Annotated in this window: 13 protein-coding genes; 6 read left to right on the forward strand and 7 right to left on the reverse strand. The window is 66.7% G+C overall.

All coding sequences use genetic code 11. The features are described from left to right. Nucleotides 1–6 precede the first annotated feature (6 nt). The 3 genes from NXI30_12700 to NXI30_12710 all read right to left on the reverse strand — a co-directional run bounded on the left by NXI30_12700 (nt 7) and on the right by NXI30_12710 (nt 5416). Nucleotides 7–1110: a hypothetical protein gene (locus NXI30_12700; protein MCR9095070.1), complete on the reverse strand. Its 1104-nt coding sequence runs from the start codon at nt 1108–1110 to the stop codon at nt 7–9. Between the two features lie 34 nt (nt 1111–1144). Then, complete coding sequence (locus NXI30_12705) at nt 1145–3367, reverse strand: S8 family serine peptidase (GenBank protein MCR9095071.1); 2223 nt, start codon at nt 3365–3367, stop codon at nt 1145–1147. A 1467-nt stretch (nt 3368–4834) separates the two neighbouring features. Further along, nucleotides 4835–5416: a hypothetical protein gene (locus NXI30_12710; GenBank protein ID MCR9095072.1), complete on the reverse strand. Its 582-nt coding sequence runs from the start codon at nt 5414–5416 to the stop codon at nt 4835–4837. A 1736-nt stretch (nt 5417–7152) separates the two neighbouring features. Between NXI30_12710 and NXI30_12715 the strand changes: the two genes are divergently transcribed. Beyond that, nucleotides 7153–8802 carry a reverse transcriptase domain-containing protein gene (locus NXI30_12715; GenBank protein MCR9095073.1) on the forward strand — a complete coding sequence of 550 codons (1650 nt, stop codon included), beginning with the start codon at nt 7153–7155 and terminating at the stop codon, nt 8800–8802. A 342-nt stretch (nt 8803–9144) separates the two neighbouring features. Next, nucleotides 9145–10092, forward strand: a complete 948-nt coding sequence (locus NXI30_12720; protein MCR9095074.1) for a tyrosine-type recombinase/integrase — start codon at nt 9145–9147, stop codon at nt 10090–10092. A 402-nt stretch (nt 10093–10494) separates the two neighbouring features. On the opposite strand, the gene NXI30_12725 is transcribed toward NXI30_12720, so the two are convergent. Next, entirely contained in the window at nt 10495–11247 is a 753-nt protein-coding gene (locus NXI30_12725) for a hypothetical protein (protein ID MCR9095075.1), read from the reverse strand. A gap of 233 nt (nt 11248–11480) precedes the next feature. Between NXI30_12725 and NXI30_12730 the strand changes: the two genes are divergently transcribed. Then, entirely contained in the window at nt 11481–12464 is a 984-nt protein-coding gene (locus tag NXI30_12730) for an LLM class F420-dependent oxidoreductase (protein MCR9095076.1), read from the forward strand. A gap of 146 nt (nt 12465–12610) precedes the next feature. On the opposite strand, the gene NXI30_12735 is transcribed toward NXI30_12730, so the two are convergent. After that, the gene (locus NXI30_12735; protein MCR9095077.1) at nt 12611–13279 is read right to left on the reverse strand and encodes a hypothetical protein; all 669 of its coding nucleotides are present in this window, start codon (nt 13277–13279) and stop codon (nt 12611–12613) included. Between the two features lie 346 nt (nt 13280–13625). Between NXI30_12735 and NXI30_12740 the strand changes: the two genes are divergently transcribed. Beyond that, nucleotides 13626–14315: a hypothetical protein gene (locus NXI30_12740; protein MCR9095078.1), complete on the forward strand. Its 690-nt coding sequence runs from the start codon at nt 13626–13628 to the stop codon at nt 14313–14315. A gap of 66 nt (nt 14316–14381) precedes the next feature. Continuing rightward, nucleotides 14382–16382, forward strand: coding sequence for a response regulator (locus NXI30_12745; protein ID MCR9095079.1), 2001 nt, complete (start codon nt 14382–14384; stop codon nt 16380–16382). Nucleotides 16383–16461: 79 nt separating this feature from the next. Here NXI30_12745 and NXI30_12750 read toward each other — a convergent pair whose 3' ends face one another. Beyond that, nucleotides 16462–16857: a VOC family protein gene (locus NXI30_12750; protein MCR9095080.1), complete on the reverse strand. Its 396-nt coding sequence runs from the start codon at nt 16855–16857 to the stop codon at nt 16462–16464. A 67-nt stretch (nt 16858–16924) separates the two neighbouring features. On the opposite strand from NXI30_12750, the gene NXI30_12755 reads away from it, so the two are divergent. Then, entirely contained in the window at nt 16925–17692 is a 768-nt protein-coding gene (locus NXI30_12755; protein ID MCR9095081.1) for a glutathione S-transferase family protein, read from the forward strand. 42 nt (nt 17693–17734) lie between these two features. Here NXI30_12755 and NXI30_12760 read toward each other — a convergent pair whose 3' ends face one another. Next, a complete protein-coding gene (locus tag NXI30_12760; protein MCR9095082.1) occupies nt 17735–18322 on the reverse strand; it encodes a nuclear transport factor 2 family protein in 588 nt (195 codons plus the stop codon). Nucleotides 18323–18413 lie beyond the last annotated feature (91 nt).

The raw sequence follows: 18413 nt of genomic DNA on the forward strand, positions 1-18413 counted from the left end.
GAGCTCCTACGCGAGTGTCAACGTCTTGAAGTGATGATTCGAGGGCATGATCTTGAGGTCGTAGCCGAACTCGTTCTCGGGGAACTCCTGCTGCAGCTTCGTCAGCGTGTTGCGCCGGTTCGTCGCGATGATGTCGATCTCGCGCTCCTGGGCCTTCGCCGCCTCGACGATCCAGCTCAAGGTCGACAGGTCCGGGTTGTCCGGGTGGCCGTTGGCGGAGATCACGTAGGTATCGGCAGTGACCTTCTTGAAGAAGGTCTTGGTGACGTTCCGGTCGCTCCCGTGGTGCGGAACCTTCATGACGTCGACGTGGAGCTTTCCGTCGTCGTCGAGGTGGCCGGCATCGCCGAGACCGTCGAGCAGGTGGTCGCTGCGTCCGTCGCCCGTGAACAGGATCGTCTTGTCGTGAGCCTCGGCGATCATCATGACGCTGCTCAGGTTCGGGACGCTCTGGTCCGCGTTGGCCATCACCTGGGACTCACCGCTGATGAGGTCATCCTCGTGGACGTCGAGCCATTCCGCCCACTCCGTCTTCAGCGCGTCTAGGTTCGCGCGGGTGGGCCCGACGATGTGGAGATTGAGGTTCCCGAACTCGAGGGGATTTGGTGCGTCGTCGACGCAGATCAGCCCGTCGGGGAACTGGTCGTTCAGGGGTAGTCCGAGCAGGACGGCGAGCCGCCGGAAGCGGCTCCCCTGCCCGAGCCCGAGGAAGCCCGCCATCGCCATCGGCATGCTGGCGGTCCCTGCCGCGCCCAGCGCTGCCGCCATCCGGGCCTGGATGCTGCCGTCCGAATCGATCGCCTCGGTGAACGAGTTGTGCCAGACGTTGTCCACCTCGATGAGGGGCGAATCGCCCTCCGCCTGGTCCTCCTCGAGCTCGGCGAAGAAGTCGAGCAGTCCCACGATGTGGTCACCGTCGACATGGCTGACGTTGACCACGTCGAACTTGCCGCCCGCGTTGCGGACGTGGCGGATCTGTCGCCGCAGGTGGTCGCGGTAGACGTCCTCCGGCCCGCCGTCGATGAGGCTGAAGCGCGGGTTCGACTCCGATCCGTACTCGAGGATGAAGCAATCGCCGAAATCGGCCTGGATGATGCGCAGCTTGAACACAGGGGGGTCCTCCTTGGGCGGAACGTCCGTCGGATCAGGCCGGAACGAGCTCGGAGTCGAGGGCGCCCGTTGCGACCAGCGCGAAGTCCTGCGCGAACTCGCCGAGCAGGTTGGTCGCCGTGACCTGGACGCGGTACGTGCCGGCCGTCGGGTTCGGGATGCGAACGACCTCGACGTTGTTCTCGGGGTCGGGGATGCCGAGGCTCAGCGGCAGGTCCTGATTGCCGACCCACTTCCGCCCGGTCGCGGCCTCCTCCACGAACAGGTTCAGGTTGTTCTGCAGCGCGCGTGCGGGTAGGTCGGTCCAGGCGAGACACAGGCGCAGGAACTCGCCGCCGTCGGCGACGTCGATGTCGAAGCGCATGCGCTGGCCCGGCGTGGCGAAGTGGAGGTTGGTGTCTTCCCAGGGGTCGAGGAAGGCCAGGCGCATCCACGGCTCGGCGTCGTTCGGGATGGCGTGCTGCATGTGCAGGCAGCCGAAGCCCTGGTGGAAGTTGGGCGACACGGAGAACTCGGCGGTGGCGCTGCGGCCGCTGAGCCAGCGCGTGCTGTTGACGAGGGTCGCCTTCACGAGAGCGGCGCTCGGGCTCTCGTGCTCGCGCTGCTTACGGTAGTACTCCCGCACGAGCGCGGCGCATCCGGCCACCAGCGGCGCGGACATGCTCGTTCCGCCGTTGTATGCATAGCGCCGGTTGCTACCCGGGAAGGAGCCCCAGAAGTTCCGGCTCGGGGCCGTCGAGGACCGGGTCGAGACGATGTCCGTCCCCGGGGCCACGAGGTCCGGCTTGATGCGACGATCGTCGCAGGGTCCCCGACTGCTGAATGCCGCGATCTCCTCCGGGTCGCCGGAAACGCGGTCGTCGCCCTCCGGCGCGTGGGGGAAGTCAGCGGGCCAGGCGTCGTTGTTGCGCAGCCCCGAGTAGCCCCCGCTCGAGCGGTCGCTGCGGCTGGCGCCGACCGTGAGCGCATTCTTGCTGGAGGCCGGCGATCCGATCGAGAGCCAGTCCACGAAGCCCGAACCGGTATTCGGGCCGCCGCGATCGACGCCCTCGTTGCCCGCGGAGATCACCAGCAGCATGTCGCGGTGTTCGTGAACGAACTCGTCGGCCTCGATCGAGTTGAAGGTGTAGCGGGAGGCGGTCGCCGCGCCCCAGCTGTTGTTGTGGATGCGCGCCCCCGCGTCATAGGGGGGCTGGAACAGGTCGGCGAGGTTCCAGGGCAGGCCGCCCAGCTCGCCATCGGCGTCCATGATCGACTGCACGTACAGCTTCGCGCCGGGCGCGGTCCCGCGGATCCCACCGTTCGAGGCGCTTCCGTCGCCGGCGACCGAACCGCACACGTGGGTTCCGTGACCATCGGGGTCGCTCGCGTCGCCCGTGCGCCCGAGCGCGTCGACCCGCTCGATGCGACTCACGAGGTCGGGGTGCGCGCGGTCGACGCCCGTGTCGGCGACGGCCACGAGCTCGCCATCCCCCGTCTGGGTCAGGACCGGCTCACCCCCCGGCTCGGGGTCGATGCCCATCAACGCGCGGGCGCGGTCGTTGTGGAGTGAAGGCGCGATGAACTCCTCCACGGCCTGGACCTCCTGCCTGGCCCGAATACGCGTCAGGAGCGGCGAGCTCTCGAGGAGATAGATCCGGATCTTGCGCCCGCGAACGCCGGCCACCGAGACGCCCTCGGAAGCGAGCCAAGACTCCACTGTGTCGGCGTCTTCCGCGCGATGGAGGCGCAGGTCGAGCGTCAGCATGCGGTCGACGCCGATCGCGGGAGCCTGGGCTCGCGCGGATGCGGCGGCGGGCGCCTGGTCGTTCGGGTCGTAGGGTCGAACCGCCGCCACGAAGCCCAAGCCCCGGACGTTCTCCAGCTGCTGCGGCGTGAGATAGGTGCTGTAGAGGCTTCGACTCGGCGCGACGCACTCGAGAAGACGGACGTCGAGGTCTTGCAGCGACTCGCGTCGGGCGGGGGTGATGGGCCCGGCCAGCTGGACGACGAAGAAGCCGGGCTCCGGCGCGCCCGCGACCTGGGGTCCGGCCGCCGCCGCCGCGGGTTGGGGAAGACCCTCGACGTCCACGCCCGGATCGGTCCCGCCGTCGAGCACGCCGACGATCAGACCTGCGTCCCGGAGCTGCGACAACTGCGACGCGTCGATCGACCCGAGCGCATAGCCCTCCGTGAACTCGGCGTCCTCGAGCAAATCCTGGGCCGATGCGGCCTCGGACTCGTGCATGAAGTGTGCGATGACGCGAACGACCGCCATGTTCGCCATCCCCTCACGTCCCGCGGCGCCTGATGCGCGCGGGGATGCAGCCTTATCTATGATACACGGCAGGCGCTTGAGCACTAACGTGGGTTACACCTAGCCGCGACGGTCGGAAAACGGCGCGAGGCGCGCGCCGGATCCGGCTACTACGTTAGGCTCGAATGGGCAACCGAAGCGCCGTCCCGCTGGAGGCCGACCCTCGCGGAGCACGTCCTCTCATCGCAGCGCGCCGCGCAGCTGCTCAAGGGCGGCGAGCCGCGCTTCCGGGCAGAGGCATGGTCGCGGCGCGCAGTCACATCGCGCTGGTCTGCTGTAACCATCTTGTGCCCGTGTTCCCGATCATTCCCGCGTATTCCCGATCGGAATCGCGTCACTCTCTGGATCTCCCGCGGGTCCCGTTCAGGCTTCGAACCCGAGGGTCGGGCGTGGGAGTCCCCCATCACGGGTGTGCATTGGACCGGCGAAGCATGACGCGGACGGGGCCGTAGCGACAGGCTGTTGCACAAAGACCGTGGGCCGGTGACGCGCCCGAGAAGCCCTAATGCTGCGAGCGTCGGAAAGCCGCACGGGCCCGCGAATGTCATTGACGGCGCCCCTCGGCAGCCGCAACCCGTCGACCAAGCAGCTCATCCGAGATGAGCTGCTCGAACGCCCCCACCGTCGAGTCGGGGTCCGCGTGCGTAAGACTATGGGCCGCTTCGGCAGGAATCTGGGTAGGAACTCAACCTGTGGGGCAGCCACCTACGACCAGGCCCAGAAGATCCGCATCGCCGCTTCTAGGCGTCGTCACGACGCTCGCCCCGATGCGCCGCAACCGAGCCCCAGGAGGCGTCGGCGACGAGGAACCCCCTCTCGCGCGTAGGGGCTCGCCAGATAGGATCGAGAACTTTCAGGCGCGCCTAGACCCTCAACCGGCTTGGCGGTGGAGTGGTCCAGGGACTACTCGTCGATTGGATAAGCGAGGCCTCAGTCGGGCTATCGGGTAGAAACGACGGGGCCTACCCGCTGCCTTCGGCACGCGAGCGGTGAATCCCGAACGGCATCCGGCTGTGCGGCCCGACTAGATCGTGCGGGCGCAGCAAGTCCGGATTAGCCGTCTACTCTCTGCGTGTCCCGCGGGCTACCGCCTCCGGGCTCCGAACACTCTGTCGCTGAGGTCGCCTCCACCGCGCAGGCCTCGGTCCGAGAAGGCACGCACGATATCGATCGTTGTGACCAGCGTGGATCGCGGGCGAGAACATTCTCACGGGCAGTGACGGAGATGTTACCGAGCACCGACGCAGGGGGTCTGCCTGCGAGGCGGGGAAGGCGGTCCGGTATCGGTCGCCGTCATCCAGGCAGAGTCTTGCTTCATTGAATCTGCTGCATACCCCCTTTCCTGGGGGACGCAGGTGCGGCAGGTCAGCAGGCTCGGGCGCGTCTGACGTGCCCGAGCCCGACTCTGCCGCCCTGGGTGGACCGGTTCTATGAATCCGAGGAGCCACCGGCTCGATGAGCAAACACCGATTGCGTCGCGTCCAGCACTAGATCTCGACGGGCAACGAACTGCTCGATGTGGAGAACCATCTCGGCAACAGCGTCCAGCGTTGGCGGCGAGAGCAAGACCGCAACGCACTCCGGGAATTGCACTCCCCGTCGTTTGGAGCAGCAAAGAATCGCGTCCCAGTTCACCACCGCTGCGCGCATGATCTGCATGGCCTTCACCTCGGTCTCGATTCCCCAGCCGTCACAACCAAGGATTCCCGCGCAGACCTCAAGCAGGTAGTCCGCGTTACCGATCTGCTCGGGACCGTTTTCTTCCCAGTCGTAGCCGGCAAGCGAACAGAGCTGTACCCACGACCACGCAATGAAGCTGAGCGTCTCGCTCGGACGCGAGAACTCCGCCAGATGCGCGGTGCTACTGAAGTGCGCTGCGAATCGCTCCTCGAACTCGGAATTGCTAGGGAGACGATCCGATGGAGACGGCTGCTTTAGCTCGCCCCAGTATCCACGACGCCGCGTAGTGAGGCTTCCGATTCCCGCGGTGTCCGATTCAATTGTCGACATATCGAGTTCTCCGTCTGCTGTTCGACGATCCACATTTTCGCAGACGGAAGAGATGCAAGCGCTTGCGCAGTCCAGCTGAGTACCGATCGCCGTGTGAGCCCGCAGCTGCCGCTGATTTGCCCGAAGCTCCACGACACCCGGACGACTCGAACAGTCGTCTGCCGTGTAGTTGTGGGCTCCTGTCATCTCATCCGCCGGCCGACACCTCTGGGACAGGTCCCAGGAAAGTCGCCTCCATGCGGATTCCCGAACGATGACAGCCTACCGCTACGTGCGGAGCGTTAGCTCCCCTTTTAATCCAGCTACAGGTCAGCGCGCCACACTTTTCTACAGAAATTTGAAGTCGACGTCGCTCCCGCCCTCTGGAATCACGTCCGGACACGCCTCGGTAACGAGAGCACTTCGAGCAGAATCCCTCTAGATGACCGCCTAATGAAGGTTCGGGCTATTCGGTTCTGTTTCGTTCTGTCTGGTTCTGTCTGGTTCGGTCCGATTCTAGTCGGACTACGCAGCTCCTGTGCAGTAGTGCAGTAGAGGCGCGTGGGCAACGAGCGTCGAGTCATCTTCGGGCCGTATCGCTGGTTAGCTCCCCTAGATCAAACGAAGGACCACCCTTCAGATTCGCTCCCAACCTCCCGGCGAGTCGGCAGACGTGTTCTCGAGGGCCTGATTGACCGCGTGGTTGGTTGGACGCTGCAGGAGTCCAGCCGTGCCTGGTTGCAGGGCAACTCCTCGCGATCGAGCGACCTCACGAGATCAGCGCCCCAGATCGACCGTGCGCCGATCACGTCGTGTCCGAGGTTCGCGGGGCCGCCCCAGGGCGGGGGGCCACCGCGCTCTCGCGTCCTCACGAGTTGCAGGAGCGCACCGACACCTAACTGGCTGTGTACCCGGCGCGTTCGATGCAAGCGCTTGCGCAGGTCACGTGTCGCGGACTCCGCTGGATCGGCCGAACGTCGCCGTAATTCCGTCCCCCCCCCGCGCGGATCAGGCTGCCCTCCCTTGAGGAGTCGACTCACTCTAGGCGGTCTAATCCGCGTCTGAGCCTTTGGGGCCGGGGAGCCGACAGCGGTCGCCAGCGTCCGATCAGACTCGCGGGCCAAGGTTTCCAGGCCAAGCCAGAGACCCAGCCGCCCGCGAGAATCGGCAAGCGCTTGCCAATACGAAGAATCCCGACCATCGGCCGGACGGTCCTCCGAGGGCCGCTCGCGAACGGCGATTGGCCGGAAGCCAGCTCCCAACACCGGCGAGTACCGCTCCGCTGGCTAGGGGGCCGCTCGGTCTGCGCAGCGCCATACCCCGGAGGTCAATCGGATTGGCGCCGACGGCGCGAGTGTTTCGCCTCCTCGCCCGTTGACCTGCGCACCCGGTCAAGGTCTCCCCTGCCAATCGTCGACACCGATTTAGCTGCTGGGGCGCGCAGGGGGCCGGCGGCAACGGCCACCACGCAGATCGGCGACCGGCGCAACTCACTCCCAGGCAGGCGCAGACATCTCCGCGTCGACTGAGTTCTCCAACGCGAGATCACGCCGCCAAAGGCGTCGGGCGTCGCAGACCTAGCTCCGTGCGGAGTGGCGTCGAGGCGTCAACTCAGGCTCTCCACAGCAACTTTCTCGCGAGGCGGCTCCTGGAGCCCTCCCAGCTGTGAAGTCGTCCGGCGCACGTGCCGATACGGCCCACATATCGGCGAAGCGGGTCGCAAACCTTAGAAGAATTCCTGACCTGGGAAGAAAATGATGACGGCCGACGAACTCAAGCAATCCGAGCGCAAGACTTTCATGGTCGACAACAGCTCACGAAGCATCGTGTTCCGCGCGATCAACCTATTCAAGGAGCTGGCGGAGGTCGACCTCCAGGCGCACCCGTTGGAGTGGATCTGCATCGAGTACACCTCCGGCCTGCCGAAGTATGCCGAGAAGGCCAGTAAGACCGGCAATCGACGTGCAGTTCGGCTCGCAGCTTACCCCGATCAATGGGAGACGATTGAGCAAGCGCTTGCACTTGCACAGACGCGAATCGAAACCAACGATCGCTCCCTCGCCCTACGTCATATCTGCGAGAGCGTCCTCGATCACTACACCCCTCCCGCTTGCGGCGGAGATCTCGGCGGATCCCAACTCGGATCTAGCTCGGGCCCCTCCCCCGCTGAACACGGCTGTGCCGCAAGCGGAGAGACTGCCGACTCGCCTTCTGTTGAGGCGTGTTCGGCAACGCGCGCCAGCCAGGTAGGGTCGCATGCCGCTCTAGCCTCCGTGACGGAGTCTGGGTCTGGTTGTGCCCCTATTGAGGGTCTGTCGCGCCCTCCGCACCAGTCCTCCGATGGATCGAACACATCCGACGTGTTCAGCGGCCCAGGCAGCGATGCCTACCGAGTCGCCGAGGTCGATACGTCCTCGGCGGTGTCGACCCCAATGGCTGGTGCGGATAAGGATCTTCCAGGCGGTACTCAAAGCCCCTGGCCCGGCGAAATGCGCAAGCGCTTGCGCTCATCGTTGGAGTACTCGGCATTCCGGCAGCTTGGCGCTCACCTTGGAAGCCTTGGCGGGGTCGCTGTCGCACTTGAGTCGCTAGAGGGATTCGGGCCGCCGATTCGCAGCTACCCGCGGGCGAAGCCTGCGGGTGGCTACCGAACGATCGAAGCACCGAGAGACGACCTGAAGCTGCTGCAGCGCCTGGCCAGACAGCTTCTGCAGCAGCCCTGGACCCCATCGCCCATCGCATTTGGAGTACACGGCCGACCGTACTGGCATGGGGCTCGCCGACATCTCTGCTCGCAGTGGGTCGGCACCACCGACATCCACAACTGTCACCCATCAGTCAGCCGAGACTCCGTCTCCCGGCTCCTCGAATCACTAGAGATCGAATCGGACGTGGTGGACGTTCTGGTGGACGTCTTGGCGCTCCGCGGGCACCTGATCCAGGGCTCTCCAGCGAGCCCGATCTTCCTCGAGCTGCTGTTTTTCGGACTCGACCGTCGTATCGCCACGTTCGCGGCCGCTCGCGGCCTGGCCGTCAGTCGCGTCGCGGACGACTGGGCAATTAGCGGCGCCCAACAGTGCGATGTCACGGAGGCCATCGAATTCATCCGACATGGCCTCCAGGCCCTCCAACTCCGCCTCAACGAGCGCAAGACGCGGATCCTCCCGCGCCGTAGGATGCCGACCGTCTGCGGTCTGCGCGTCGACCAGCACCGATTGATCCTGCCTCGCCAAAGTCGACGCTCCATCGAGCTACGTGTGCGACGAGTAGCCCGCAGCGGCGGCTCCGATCTCGATTTCGATGCCGCAACCGGGGCAATCCATCACGTCGCCCAGTTCCACCCGGGGTTGGGGCGCCGACTTCGAGATCAGCTCGATCGGGCGATGTCGAACTGCGGATCCTGCTGATCAGCCTTGAGCGCAGAAGAGGCCTCGTAGGCTCTGCCGGTCTGCGTCGAGTCCCCCTGTGAGCCAACCGGCCAGCTCGCCCCATCCCATGAGGACAGGAGCCCTAACTACCGAGCTTGCAGAAGCCACTCTGCGAACTGACCTAGACGTTGATCCCGCGTCGAGCGCGCAAGGAGACCAGATTGACGCGAAACGAGACTGGGCTGAGGTATGCCGCGAGCTTCAACGTCAAGCAGGCCGGGAGTAGTCCGCCGTCGCGGGGACCGGTGGCAAGTCGATGTAACGATTCGAGGAGACCGCGTTCGTCGATCAGCGGCAAGCCGCCTCGAAGCCGAAGCCCTCTTGGCGGCGATCCTCAGTCAGCCTGAAGAGGCGGCGATCCAGACCGCCGCTTACGCCGAGACGGAATCACAGAGCGTTCTCGTCCAGACTGCTCTGGATCGGTTCCTCGCGTCGACGCGACTCCGGCGTCGCGACCGCACCGTGGCGGCGACAACGAGCGCCGTTCGGCGCCTAGGGCGGCACTTCGCAGGCCTCGCACTGGGTGATCTGTCGAGGTCGCAAATCGACCAGTTTCTCCAGAGCCGCAAGGGCGAGGGCGTCTCGGACAACACGGTCAACCGAGACCTCGCGTGCCTGCGGGCCGCCCTTACGCTCGCGAAGGATGACGGGTTCATTGAACGTGTGCCCAAGATCCAGATGCTGCGAACCGTGCGCCCCGTCCCACGAGTGCTGAGCAAGAACGACATCCGGAAGCTCGTCGGATACGGCGGGGAGTATTCCATGGTCTTCGCCACGGCCGCTCTCGCAGGGCTTCGAGCGGCCGAGATGCGGTGGCTTTCCTGGCAGGACGTCGATCTCGCGCGCCACCAGATCCACGTGCGGGCGAAAGCAGATTGGCGGCCGAAGTCGCACGCAGAGCGCTCGGTGCCGATTCCGCAGGTTCTCGTGGATCGCCTCCGCGCCCACGCGGACTCGACAAGGTCGAGCGGTGAAAGCTGGGTGTTTCCCTCTCCGACAACAGGAGGTGTCTGGAGCGAGAGTGGGTTCAGCAAGCGAGCAACCCGCGAAGCGAGGGCCGCCGGCGTCTGGGAGCCGGGATGCAAACCGCTCCACGATCTACGGCGATCGTGGGCCTCCCACCTGATCGCGGGCGGCGCACCAACACACACGGTAGTGGCCCTCGGGGGTTGGTCCAGCATCGCCGTCGTTGAGCGGTTCTACCTTAGTCCAACCTCCGAGGCGATCGATGCAGCGATTGCCGCGAGCGCATCGATCCTTGCCACCTAGAGGGGGTGCGAGGCCATGGCGCCGCGCCGCAGCACATGCGCATCGATCGACTCCCGCCCTCCGTTCATCCCGTGCCTGGTAGGCATAGTTGAGCTCCGCTCTCCGATTCTGCTGGACTCAGCGGCCTCCGGTGTGAGAAGCTCATTTACCAATCGGTCGCTCTCCGGAACGGACGTTTCTCCATACGCCGCCACTCGTTGGGTTGGTGTGGCCGGCAACAGACTCGCAACGGAACCCACCCACTCGTAATGAGCAGGTCGTCCGTTCGAGTCGGATCGTCGGCTCCACTCATTCCCGCAGAATGTTTGGAGAACCAGGGAGGCCTCCGCGCAGGGAAGCCAGGGGCGCACCACCGGTCGGCCTCAAAGGTCGAACCGAGAGCACGCGCCAGTCTCGGGAGCGCTACGTCGGAGGGCGACCCGAATCCGCGCGCGCGCCGGCGTCCGCTTTGCGCCCCCGGCTCGCCGCGGGGGCAACCGACTCCCAGCCACAGCCGAGAAGCGGGTCGTCGCATCGGGCCGGCGTCCTGCGTTCGGAGACCACACAATGCTCTCCCTGCGTGCACGGAACACCTCGGATGTGTTCTTCGAGGGCGAGGATCTGCTCCTGGAGCGAGCCGAAATAGTCGACCGCGTGCATCACGGAGCCCCGGGCGAGCGCGAGGTCCCAGGCATCCCGTGCCGACAGGCCGCGGTGCTTCATCTGATAGTAGGCCGCCAGTCGGCCCGTCCGGTGACAGCCACAGCTGCACCGGAACGCGATCTTCACCCCCTGGTCCCGGGCGCGCTCGACCCAGGCGTCGAAGGCCTCGAGCCAGCTCCGGTCGAGGGGCGAGAGATCGTCCTCGTGGTTGTAGACGACGCGAAGGCGGGGGCATCGTTCCCGATGAGCGATCTCGTGCTCGAGGGCCGTGCCCGCGAGCACGGCGATCTCGTCCACGCCGAGGTCGCACAGCGCTTCGATGTCGTCGGCGTCCGGCTCCCCCAAGCGGTAGATCGCGAAGCCCGTGTCCCGGTCCTCGTCGATCAGATGAAGGTTGTTGATGGCGTCCGGATTGTGGAGGCGCTCGATCGTCGGCTTGGGCCGGGAGACGAACTGGTAGCCGGAGAAGAGCACCACCACCGTCACGGCGAGGATCCGGATCGCGATCTTCATGTCTCCCTCCATTCCAGTCGCTCCCGATTCTACACCCTGGCGGCGAACGACCGCGCTTCACGAGAAGCGGCCGGCCCCCTCTCGCACCTCCTCGCGCGCGATGACGTGGGACCCAGGACGCCACGACGGACCGAGCACCACCGAAGCCCCCGAAAGCCCGTCGCGAGTCTGCGCGGCCGCAGTAGACTTGGCGAACGGCGCCGAGAATCCGGGCCGGTCGCGAGGTGCGGGTCATGACGGTGAAGCTCGGAACGAATCTCCCCGAACATCTGATCCTCGAGGACATGGGCGCCCTGCGCGAGTTCCTCCAGGCGATCGAGGAGTTGGGCTACGGCTACGTCACGATCGGCGACCACGTGCTGGGCGCCGACCTCGAGGTGCGGCCGGATTGGCGACCCTATCTCGGCCATCCGCCTCTCTACGACCGACACATGCCCTGGCACGAGCCGATGGTGCTCTTCGGCTACCTCGCCGCGATCACGAAGAGCCTCGAGTTCTGCACCGGCATCATGGTCGGGCCGCAACGCCAGACGGCGCTGCTCGCGAAGCAGGCCGCCGAGGTCGATCTGCTCTCGGGCGGACGGACGCGCTTCGTGATGGCGGTGGGCTGGAACGACGTCGAGTTCGAGGGCATGGGCGTCGACTTCTCGAAGCGCGGCAAGATCATGGACGAGCAGCTCGAACTGCTGAAGCGACTCTGGACCGAAGAGGTGGTGACCTATCACGGCGACTTCCACACGCTCAACGCGGTCGGCATCAACCCGCTGCCGATCCAGCGACCGATCCCCGTCTGGCTCGGCGGTCAGAGCTCCCGGGTATTGAAGCGCGTCGGCCGACTCGCGGACGGCTGGTTCCCCTACTACCCGTGGTTCAGCGAAGACCTGGTCCGCGAACACCTGAGCACGATCCACGATGCGGCGAAGTCCGTGGATCGCGACCCCTCGGAGATCGGACTCGAAGGGGCGATCTACTTCGCGGACCCGCGCTTCGAGATGCCGCCGGGGGGACGGAAGCCACCGGAGACGCTCGACGAGTGCGTCGAGTACGCGCACATCTGGAAAGGGCTGGGCGCGTCCCGCTATTGGGTCACGGCGCCGTGGGCCGATCTCGGCCCCGAGGAGACCGGGGTTCGGGAACAGGGCGTACGGTGGAGCGGAATCGAGCCACGGATCAAGGCGCTGTCGGAGTTCAAGGCTGCGCTCGGGGACGATTTCTGAGCGGCCGTCGGGCGTAGGGCGACCTTCACAGCGAGCGCCGTCGAGACCAACGCGACCCGTTGATTCTCCACGATCGTCCCCCTGATCTCGGGGAAGGTCGTGACCCGGAATCCCGGAGACCGAACTCGCGTCCTCGACTCATCCATTCAGTCGTCGCCGCCGAACAGCCGCGACCAGAAACCGCGCGCGTTCTCGTTCGGCTGTGCCTGGGTGCGCGCGGCTTCACGGGCGCGGTCGGCACGCTCCGCAGCTTCGGTCGCCCGGTCGCCAGCGGCGTCGCGCTTCTCTCCGGCCGCTTCGCGCGCCTTCGCCGCGCGCTCCTCGGCGTCCTCGCGAGTCTCGCCCTCCTTCTCCTTGGCGCCCTTGCGCATCTCGCGCGCCTTCTCCTCGGCGTCCTCGTGGCGCTTGCGCGCCGCATCCTCGAGGTCGTCCGCATCCTCGCGCGCCTCGCGCCGCTTGTCGCGCGCTTTCCGCTCGGCCTTCCCCTTCTGCTCAGCCGCCTTGCGCTCCGCCTTCTCGGCTTTGCGCGCGGCCTTGTCTCGCGCGTCGCGGCCTCGTTCCTTGGCCTCCTCGCCCTGCTCCTCGGCGCGGTCGCGCACCTCATCGGCGCGCGCCTTGCCACGCTTCGACGCGTCATCCCACTGCGCATTTCCGCGCTCGCTCGCGCGCTCGGCGCGGTTTTCGACGGCCCGTCCGCCCTTGCCGTGCCCCTTGCCGCCGTGACCATCCGCGGAGGCACCGAGCGCCGGGGTGAGCAGCAGCGCGGCGATCGCCGTGCCAATGAGAGTCCGGTTGAATCCGTTCCGATGAACCATGTGTTCGATCCTTTGTCTTCGCGGCCTGGGGCCGCGGTGATCTTCCGCTCTGCTCGGCAGGCCGCACCGTCAGAGACCGCCCGCCTCGAGTACGCAATGCGCGTGCGCCAAAGAGAGTCACCCATCTGGAACCAATTCGGCATCGAGCTGGTCCCCGGACGCTCGCCGTGCAGCTCGCTTGATGCGGAATCGCGGAATGCGGAGCACCGACGTCGAACACCGATCTTGCGCACGGGTCGCCGATCTGCTGCCGGTCTCGCTCAAGGTCTCGAGCGAAAGCGTCGAATGTGTAGGGAAGTTCACCCTGGCGAGCCATCGGATTCGTTCGGGTGGTGGAGGAACGCTCGTGCACCATCTTGTTCGCGACGCGATGCGTCGGCTGATCCCGGTCGCGCTCGCCCTCGTCCTGGCGGGCTGCGCTTCGTCGGGCGGAGCGATCCGGTCGGCTTCGCCGACCACGGCGATGATCTACGGACATCTCGATCTGCCGGAGGAGGTGCGTGACAAGATCCAGTGGATCCATGTGTACAGGTACGGTGAGGTCTATGTCCCCCCGTTCAAGAGCCCGGTCGTCGCTCGCTTCTTCCCCAACGGCGATTTCTTCGCGGAGGGCGTGAAGCCCGGTCAGTACTTCGTCCACCACGTGGTCGCGGGATTCGAAGCCTTCTACCTCTACCCGCCGAAGATGTCCGAAGCGAAGGAGGCGATCACCGAGCGACTCGTAGAGGTCCGTGCAGGCGAAGTCGCCTACCTCGGCAATCATCGGATCGACGACTGGAAGCGAGGCCTCTCGAGCAAGCTGAGTCCGCAGATCGGTCCCGTTCGCCTGATGAGCTCGACGCCCGGAGCGGGGCCAGAGCCGATTCCCAACTTCATGAACCGTTCGAGCCTCCTGACGGCGGGCAGCGGAACGTTCTCGCTGGAGCTGCGAACGCTCGCAAGAGAGGAAGAACGAGTCCTTCGAAGCGTGCTGCGGGAGGTTCCCGACAGCGGCTGGGACACCAAGATCCACGCGAAGCTGACGGCGAACCGCTAGCCCTCCTTCAGGCAGGTGGCGCGTTCCGAGGAACTCTCCAGACGGTCGAGCGCGCCGACACGACGCATGCCCCAGACGATCCTCTACATCGACGACGACGAGCACCTGATCGACGAGATCGGGCCGATGCTGCGCCAGGCGGACTTCGCGGTCGCGCACGCGCGCACGCCGAAAGAGGCGATGCAACACGTCCGCGACGCTGCGCCCACCCTCGTGCTCGCCGAGGTCCTGCTTCGGGGCCACGACGGCTACGCCCTCGTGGAGAGGTTGATGGCGGAGGCCGCGCCTCGGCCGCTCCCCGTGATCGTGCTGACCCGAGGCGACCGGACGCCGGAGCTCTACGGACGGGGCCTCGAGCTCGGCGTCGAGGACTTCCTGTGCAAGCCTGCGACGCGGGCCCAGATTCTCGAGGCGGTGCTCGACTGCGCGCAGTACGCGAACGCGGAAGCGCCGCGCGCGACGACGGCCCCCGCCGCCGCGTCCTCCTTCTCGGGAGCGCTCGACGACGAGCTGCTTCCGGCTCTGCTCGGCCGCCTCCATCGCGCGGCGGCCTCCGGCGTGCTGTCGATCCGCGCGGGCGGCCGCACCGGCGCGCTCGAGCTGCGCAACGGCGCACCGCTCCAGGTCTCGCTCGAGCAGGAAACCGAATCGGTCGCGAAGTACCTGCTGAAGACCGGGCGCATCGACGAGCAGCAGTACGAGATGCTGCTCGATCATCTGATGGCCAAGCTGGCGGGCCCTCGCGAGATCCTGCTCGGCATGGGGGCACTCGGCGAGGCCGAGCTCCGGGCCGCGACCCACGAGCAGGCGCACGGCCTCGTCCTCGCGATGTGCCGCTGGAGCTCCGGCACGTTCGCGTTCGAGGCCGGCGCGAAGTTGGACGCGGCGAACTCCCTCGAGATCTCGGGCAGGGCCGAAGCGATCGTCCTCGCCGGCACGAAGCGGCTCGACCGCGAGATCCTCGACCCCTTCCTCGCGCGCCGCGCACATCTCTACGTCTGCCTCGCGACGAATCGCAGCGACGCCTTCGATCCCCTGGGCCTCACCGCCGATCAGCGCGCCGACGCTCTCGCCCTGACCGGCGAGCAGTCCCTCGGCGAGGTGCTCGACCGCAGCCGTCTCGACGGCCCCACGCTCTACCGGCTGCTCGCGACGGGACTCGTCGATCTGGACGACGCCCCGATGCTCGTGCTCGACGAGGAGCTCAAGCCCGAGCTGCCCGCCGAGGAGCCGCTCGAGATCGACCCCGAAGACGAGCTGATGGGACCCGACCTCTCGCGGAGTCGACTTCCTCGACAGCGCGTCGTGGACGACGGGACGACCGAGGCCACGATCCGCCACGTCGAGAAACGACTGGCGGCGCGGGACGACTTCGCCCTCTTCGAGATCGACGGCGACAGCAGCAACACGGAAGTGCGCGCGGCCTACGATCGACTCCGCGGCTGTCTCGCCACCGACCACATTCCGGCGGAGCTCGACGAGCTGCGTGCGCTCGCCCGCGAGCTGCTCCCGAAGCTCGACCAGGCCTACGCTCGGATCAAGGACGCGGACGTGCGACAGGCCTTCGCGGACCTGAATCGCCGAAGAGGCGAGACCTCCGCGCGTTCGAAGCCCAAGCCCGTGGAGGACGAGGCCGCGGCCGCCGAGCGAGCGCGCGAGGCCGAGAGCTGGTTTCGAACCGGCGAGGGACACCTGGCGCACGAGGCGTACGCCGAGGCGATCGAGGCGTTCGGCATGGCGGTCCACTGCGACCCGAGCCAGGGCGACTACCACGCCCACCTCGGCTACGCGATGTATCGCAACAACCCGGACCAGGAGATCCTGCGTCGCGAGGCGCTCGAGCACGTGGCCAAGGGCGTCAAGCTCTCGCCCGACCGCGAGAAGCCCCTGCTCTTCCTCGGGCGGATCTTCCGCGAGTCCGGCGAAGCCGCGCAGGCGGCGAAGGTCCTGCGACGCGCCCTCGAGCTGAGCCCCGACAGCCCCGCCCTGGTGCAGGAGATGTGCCTGATCCAGGGCACGTCCAAGCGCGCGAACCGCGGCCTCTTCGCGCGACTGCGGGGGCGCTGAGCGTCGCCAATCGTCCGCAGCGCTCGCATGCGCCGCCCGTGATGTGTCCCAGGTCGTCGAACGGAATCTCGGGCGGAACTCAAGCCGCCGGCTCGTGGAACTCGATCACGTTGCCGTCCGGGTCGCGCACGAAGAAGAAACGCGCGCCCTCGAACTCGACGAACTCCGTGATCGGGATCGAGTGCGTCTCGAGCTGGCGCTGGACCTCGTCGGCGTCGGTGATCTCGAGTGCGACATGCGTAAAGCCCGTGTGTTTGGCCGGATCGTCCATCAGCAGGTTGATCGGAGACGCTTCCGCGGTCGCGTTCAGGATGAAGTTGATGTTGACCCCGGACGGGTGCAGCATGACGGCGACGGGCTCGGGGCCGATGGGGCCCGCGATGAAGTCGAAGCCCAGCTTCTCGTAGAAGGCGCGCGTGACGTCGAGGTCTCGCACGCGCAGTCCGACGTGATTCATTCCGGTGATCTGCTTCATCGATGGATCTCCCCGCTCTCGGAGCGACCATAGCCGGCGAAACGATCCACGAAAGCGAGCGACGACCATGTACGTCTTGACTGGGATCGCGTTCTCCCCGTGGTCGGAAAAGGCCCGTTGGGCGCTCGATCATCACGGGATCGACTACCGCGAGGTCGACTACACCCCGATCCTCGGCGAGATCGCGCTTCGGTGGCGACTTCGTCGACCGCTGGGGCCCGTCACGGTCCCCGTCCTTCGGGACGGGAAGCGTTGGTGGACCGACTCCTTCGACATCGCCCGCCACGCCGAATCGATCGGCCACGGCGCCCCGCTCTTTCCGAGCACGGCCCGGGCCGAGATCGAGGAATGGAATCGCCGAAGCGAGATCGCGCTCGCAGCCGGCCGTGCGATTCTGATGCGCAGCTGGGTCGACACGCCCGAGCTCGTCCGTGCCGCCCTGCCGCCCGGCATCCCGCGGATCCTCGAGCCACTCTTCCTGCCCATCGGCCGAAAGCGACTCGCGAGCTTCATGGCCCGCTACCGCATTCCCGAATCGAAGGGCACACCCGATGATCTGTTGTCGGCCGAGCTGGACAGGCTCGAGAGCGCACTGGAAGGACGGCGCTATCTCGTCGGCGATACGTTCAGCCATGCCGACATCGCGATGGCCCTCACGCTCCAGCAGGTGAGCCCCGTCGCCCCCGGCTACATCGTCCGACTCCAGGGCCTGCCCGAGAGCGGCATGCACATCGAAGCCTTCGCCAGCCGCTACGAAAGGCTGATCGCGTGGCGGGACGCGATCTATGCGCGCCACCGACCCGCGAGCGAAGCGCGAGAATCGCTGGGCGGGTAGCCCGAACGCGCCGGCTCCTGAACGATCCGGAGGAGCGCGGCCCTACCCGGGGGCCTCCGCTCCCTGCGGAGGGCGCTCGATCCGCTTGCGATCGATCGTGAGCGGTCGCTCGTAGGAAGGGTCATTCCGATCCCGAGTCGCAGGCCCCGCCCCGAACAGGATGGCAAGCTGCTCGGGTGGCAGCGCGTAGTCGCCGGGCTGCCCTTGCCAGTCGTAGAGGCACTTCCGGGCGGCGATCGCCCAGCGCCCCGCTCGTCGTTCCATTCGATCGATGTAGCGCCCGCCGCCCAGCGAGAGAACGGGACCCTCCCGGTTCATGCCCGCGAACATCCAGTAGGTCTCGCAGTGGGCCGTGTCGCCGTCGAGCTCGCAGGAGTGGTTCGTGATGATGTGCTGGGTGGCCGTCTGGTTCTTCTCGTGGAACGCCAGGAAGTAGTCGGCGAACTGATGAGGCCGGCCCACGTAGATGCCGTGATCGTCGATGGCATCGGGGTGGTAGGCCGAAGCGAGCATCTCGGCGTCGAGCCGATCCACGCCCCTGCAGTAGCGCACGAGGCAATCGTGGATCTCCTGACGGTCGAGCAGCGCCTGCAGGCGCGCCTCCCGGTCCTGCGCATCGTGCACACCCATCTTCTTCCCTCCCTGCCCGGACGATCGTCGGTGGTCCGAATGGTCAGGCACCCGCTCCCCGGGTACCGTGGCTCGATCCAGCTCGTCGTCC

The sequence above is a fragment of the bacterium genome, assembly GCA_024742285.1.
In the GTDB taxonomy this organism is placed as follows: domain Bacteria; phylum Myxococcota_A; class UBA9160; order UBA9160; family UBA4427; genus UBA4427.

What these genes read in the sequence shown, in the direction of transcription:
- NXI30_12715 (MCR9095073.1), top strand. Translation starts at nt 7,153, where the DNA reads ATGACGGCCGACGAACTCAAGCAATCCGAGCGCAAGACTTTCATGGTC.
- NXI30_12735 (MCR9095077.1), bottom strand. Translation starts at nt 13,279, where the DNA reads ATGGTTCATCGGAACGGATTCAACCGGACTCTCATTGGCACGGCGATC.
- NXI30_12705 (MCR9095071.1), bottom strand. Translation starts at nt 3,367, where the DNA reads ATGGCGGTCGTTCGCGTCATCGCACACTTCATGCACGAGTCCGAGGCC.
- NXI30_12710 (MCR9095072.1), bottom strand. Translation starts at nt 5,416, where the DNA reads ATGTCGACAATTGAATCGGACACCGCGGGAATCGGAAGCCTCACTACG.
- NXI30_12750 (MCR9095080.1), bottom strand. Translation starts at nt 16,857, where the DNA reads ATGAAGCAGATCACCGGAATGAATCACGTCGGACTGCGCGTGCGAGAC.
- NXI30_12760 (MCR9095082.1), bottom strand. Translation starts at nt 18,322, where the DNA reads ATGGGTGTGCACGATGCGCAGGACCGGGAGGCGCGCCTGCAGGCGCTG.
- NXI30_12745 (MCR9095079.1), top strand. Translation starts at nt 14,382, where the DNA reads ATGCCCCAGACGATCCTCTACATCGACGACGACGAGCACCTGATCGAC.
- NXI30_12755 (MCR9095081.1), top strand. Translation starts at nt 16,925, where the DNA reads ATGTACGTCTTGACTGGGATCGCGTTCTCCCCGTGGTCGGAAAAGGCC.
- NXI30_12730 (MCR9095076.1), top strand. Translation starts at nt 11,481, where the DNA reads ATGACGGTGAAGCTCGGAACGAATCTCCCCGAACATCTGATCCTCGAG.
- NXI30_12725 (MCR9095075.1), bottom strand. Translation starts at nt 11,247, where the DNA reads ATGAAGATCGCGATCCGGATCCTCGCCGTGACGGTGGTGGTGCTCTTC.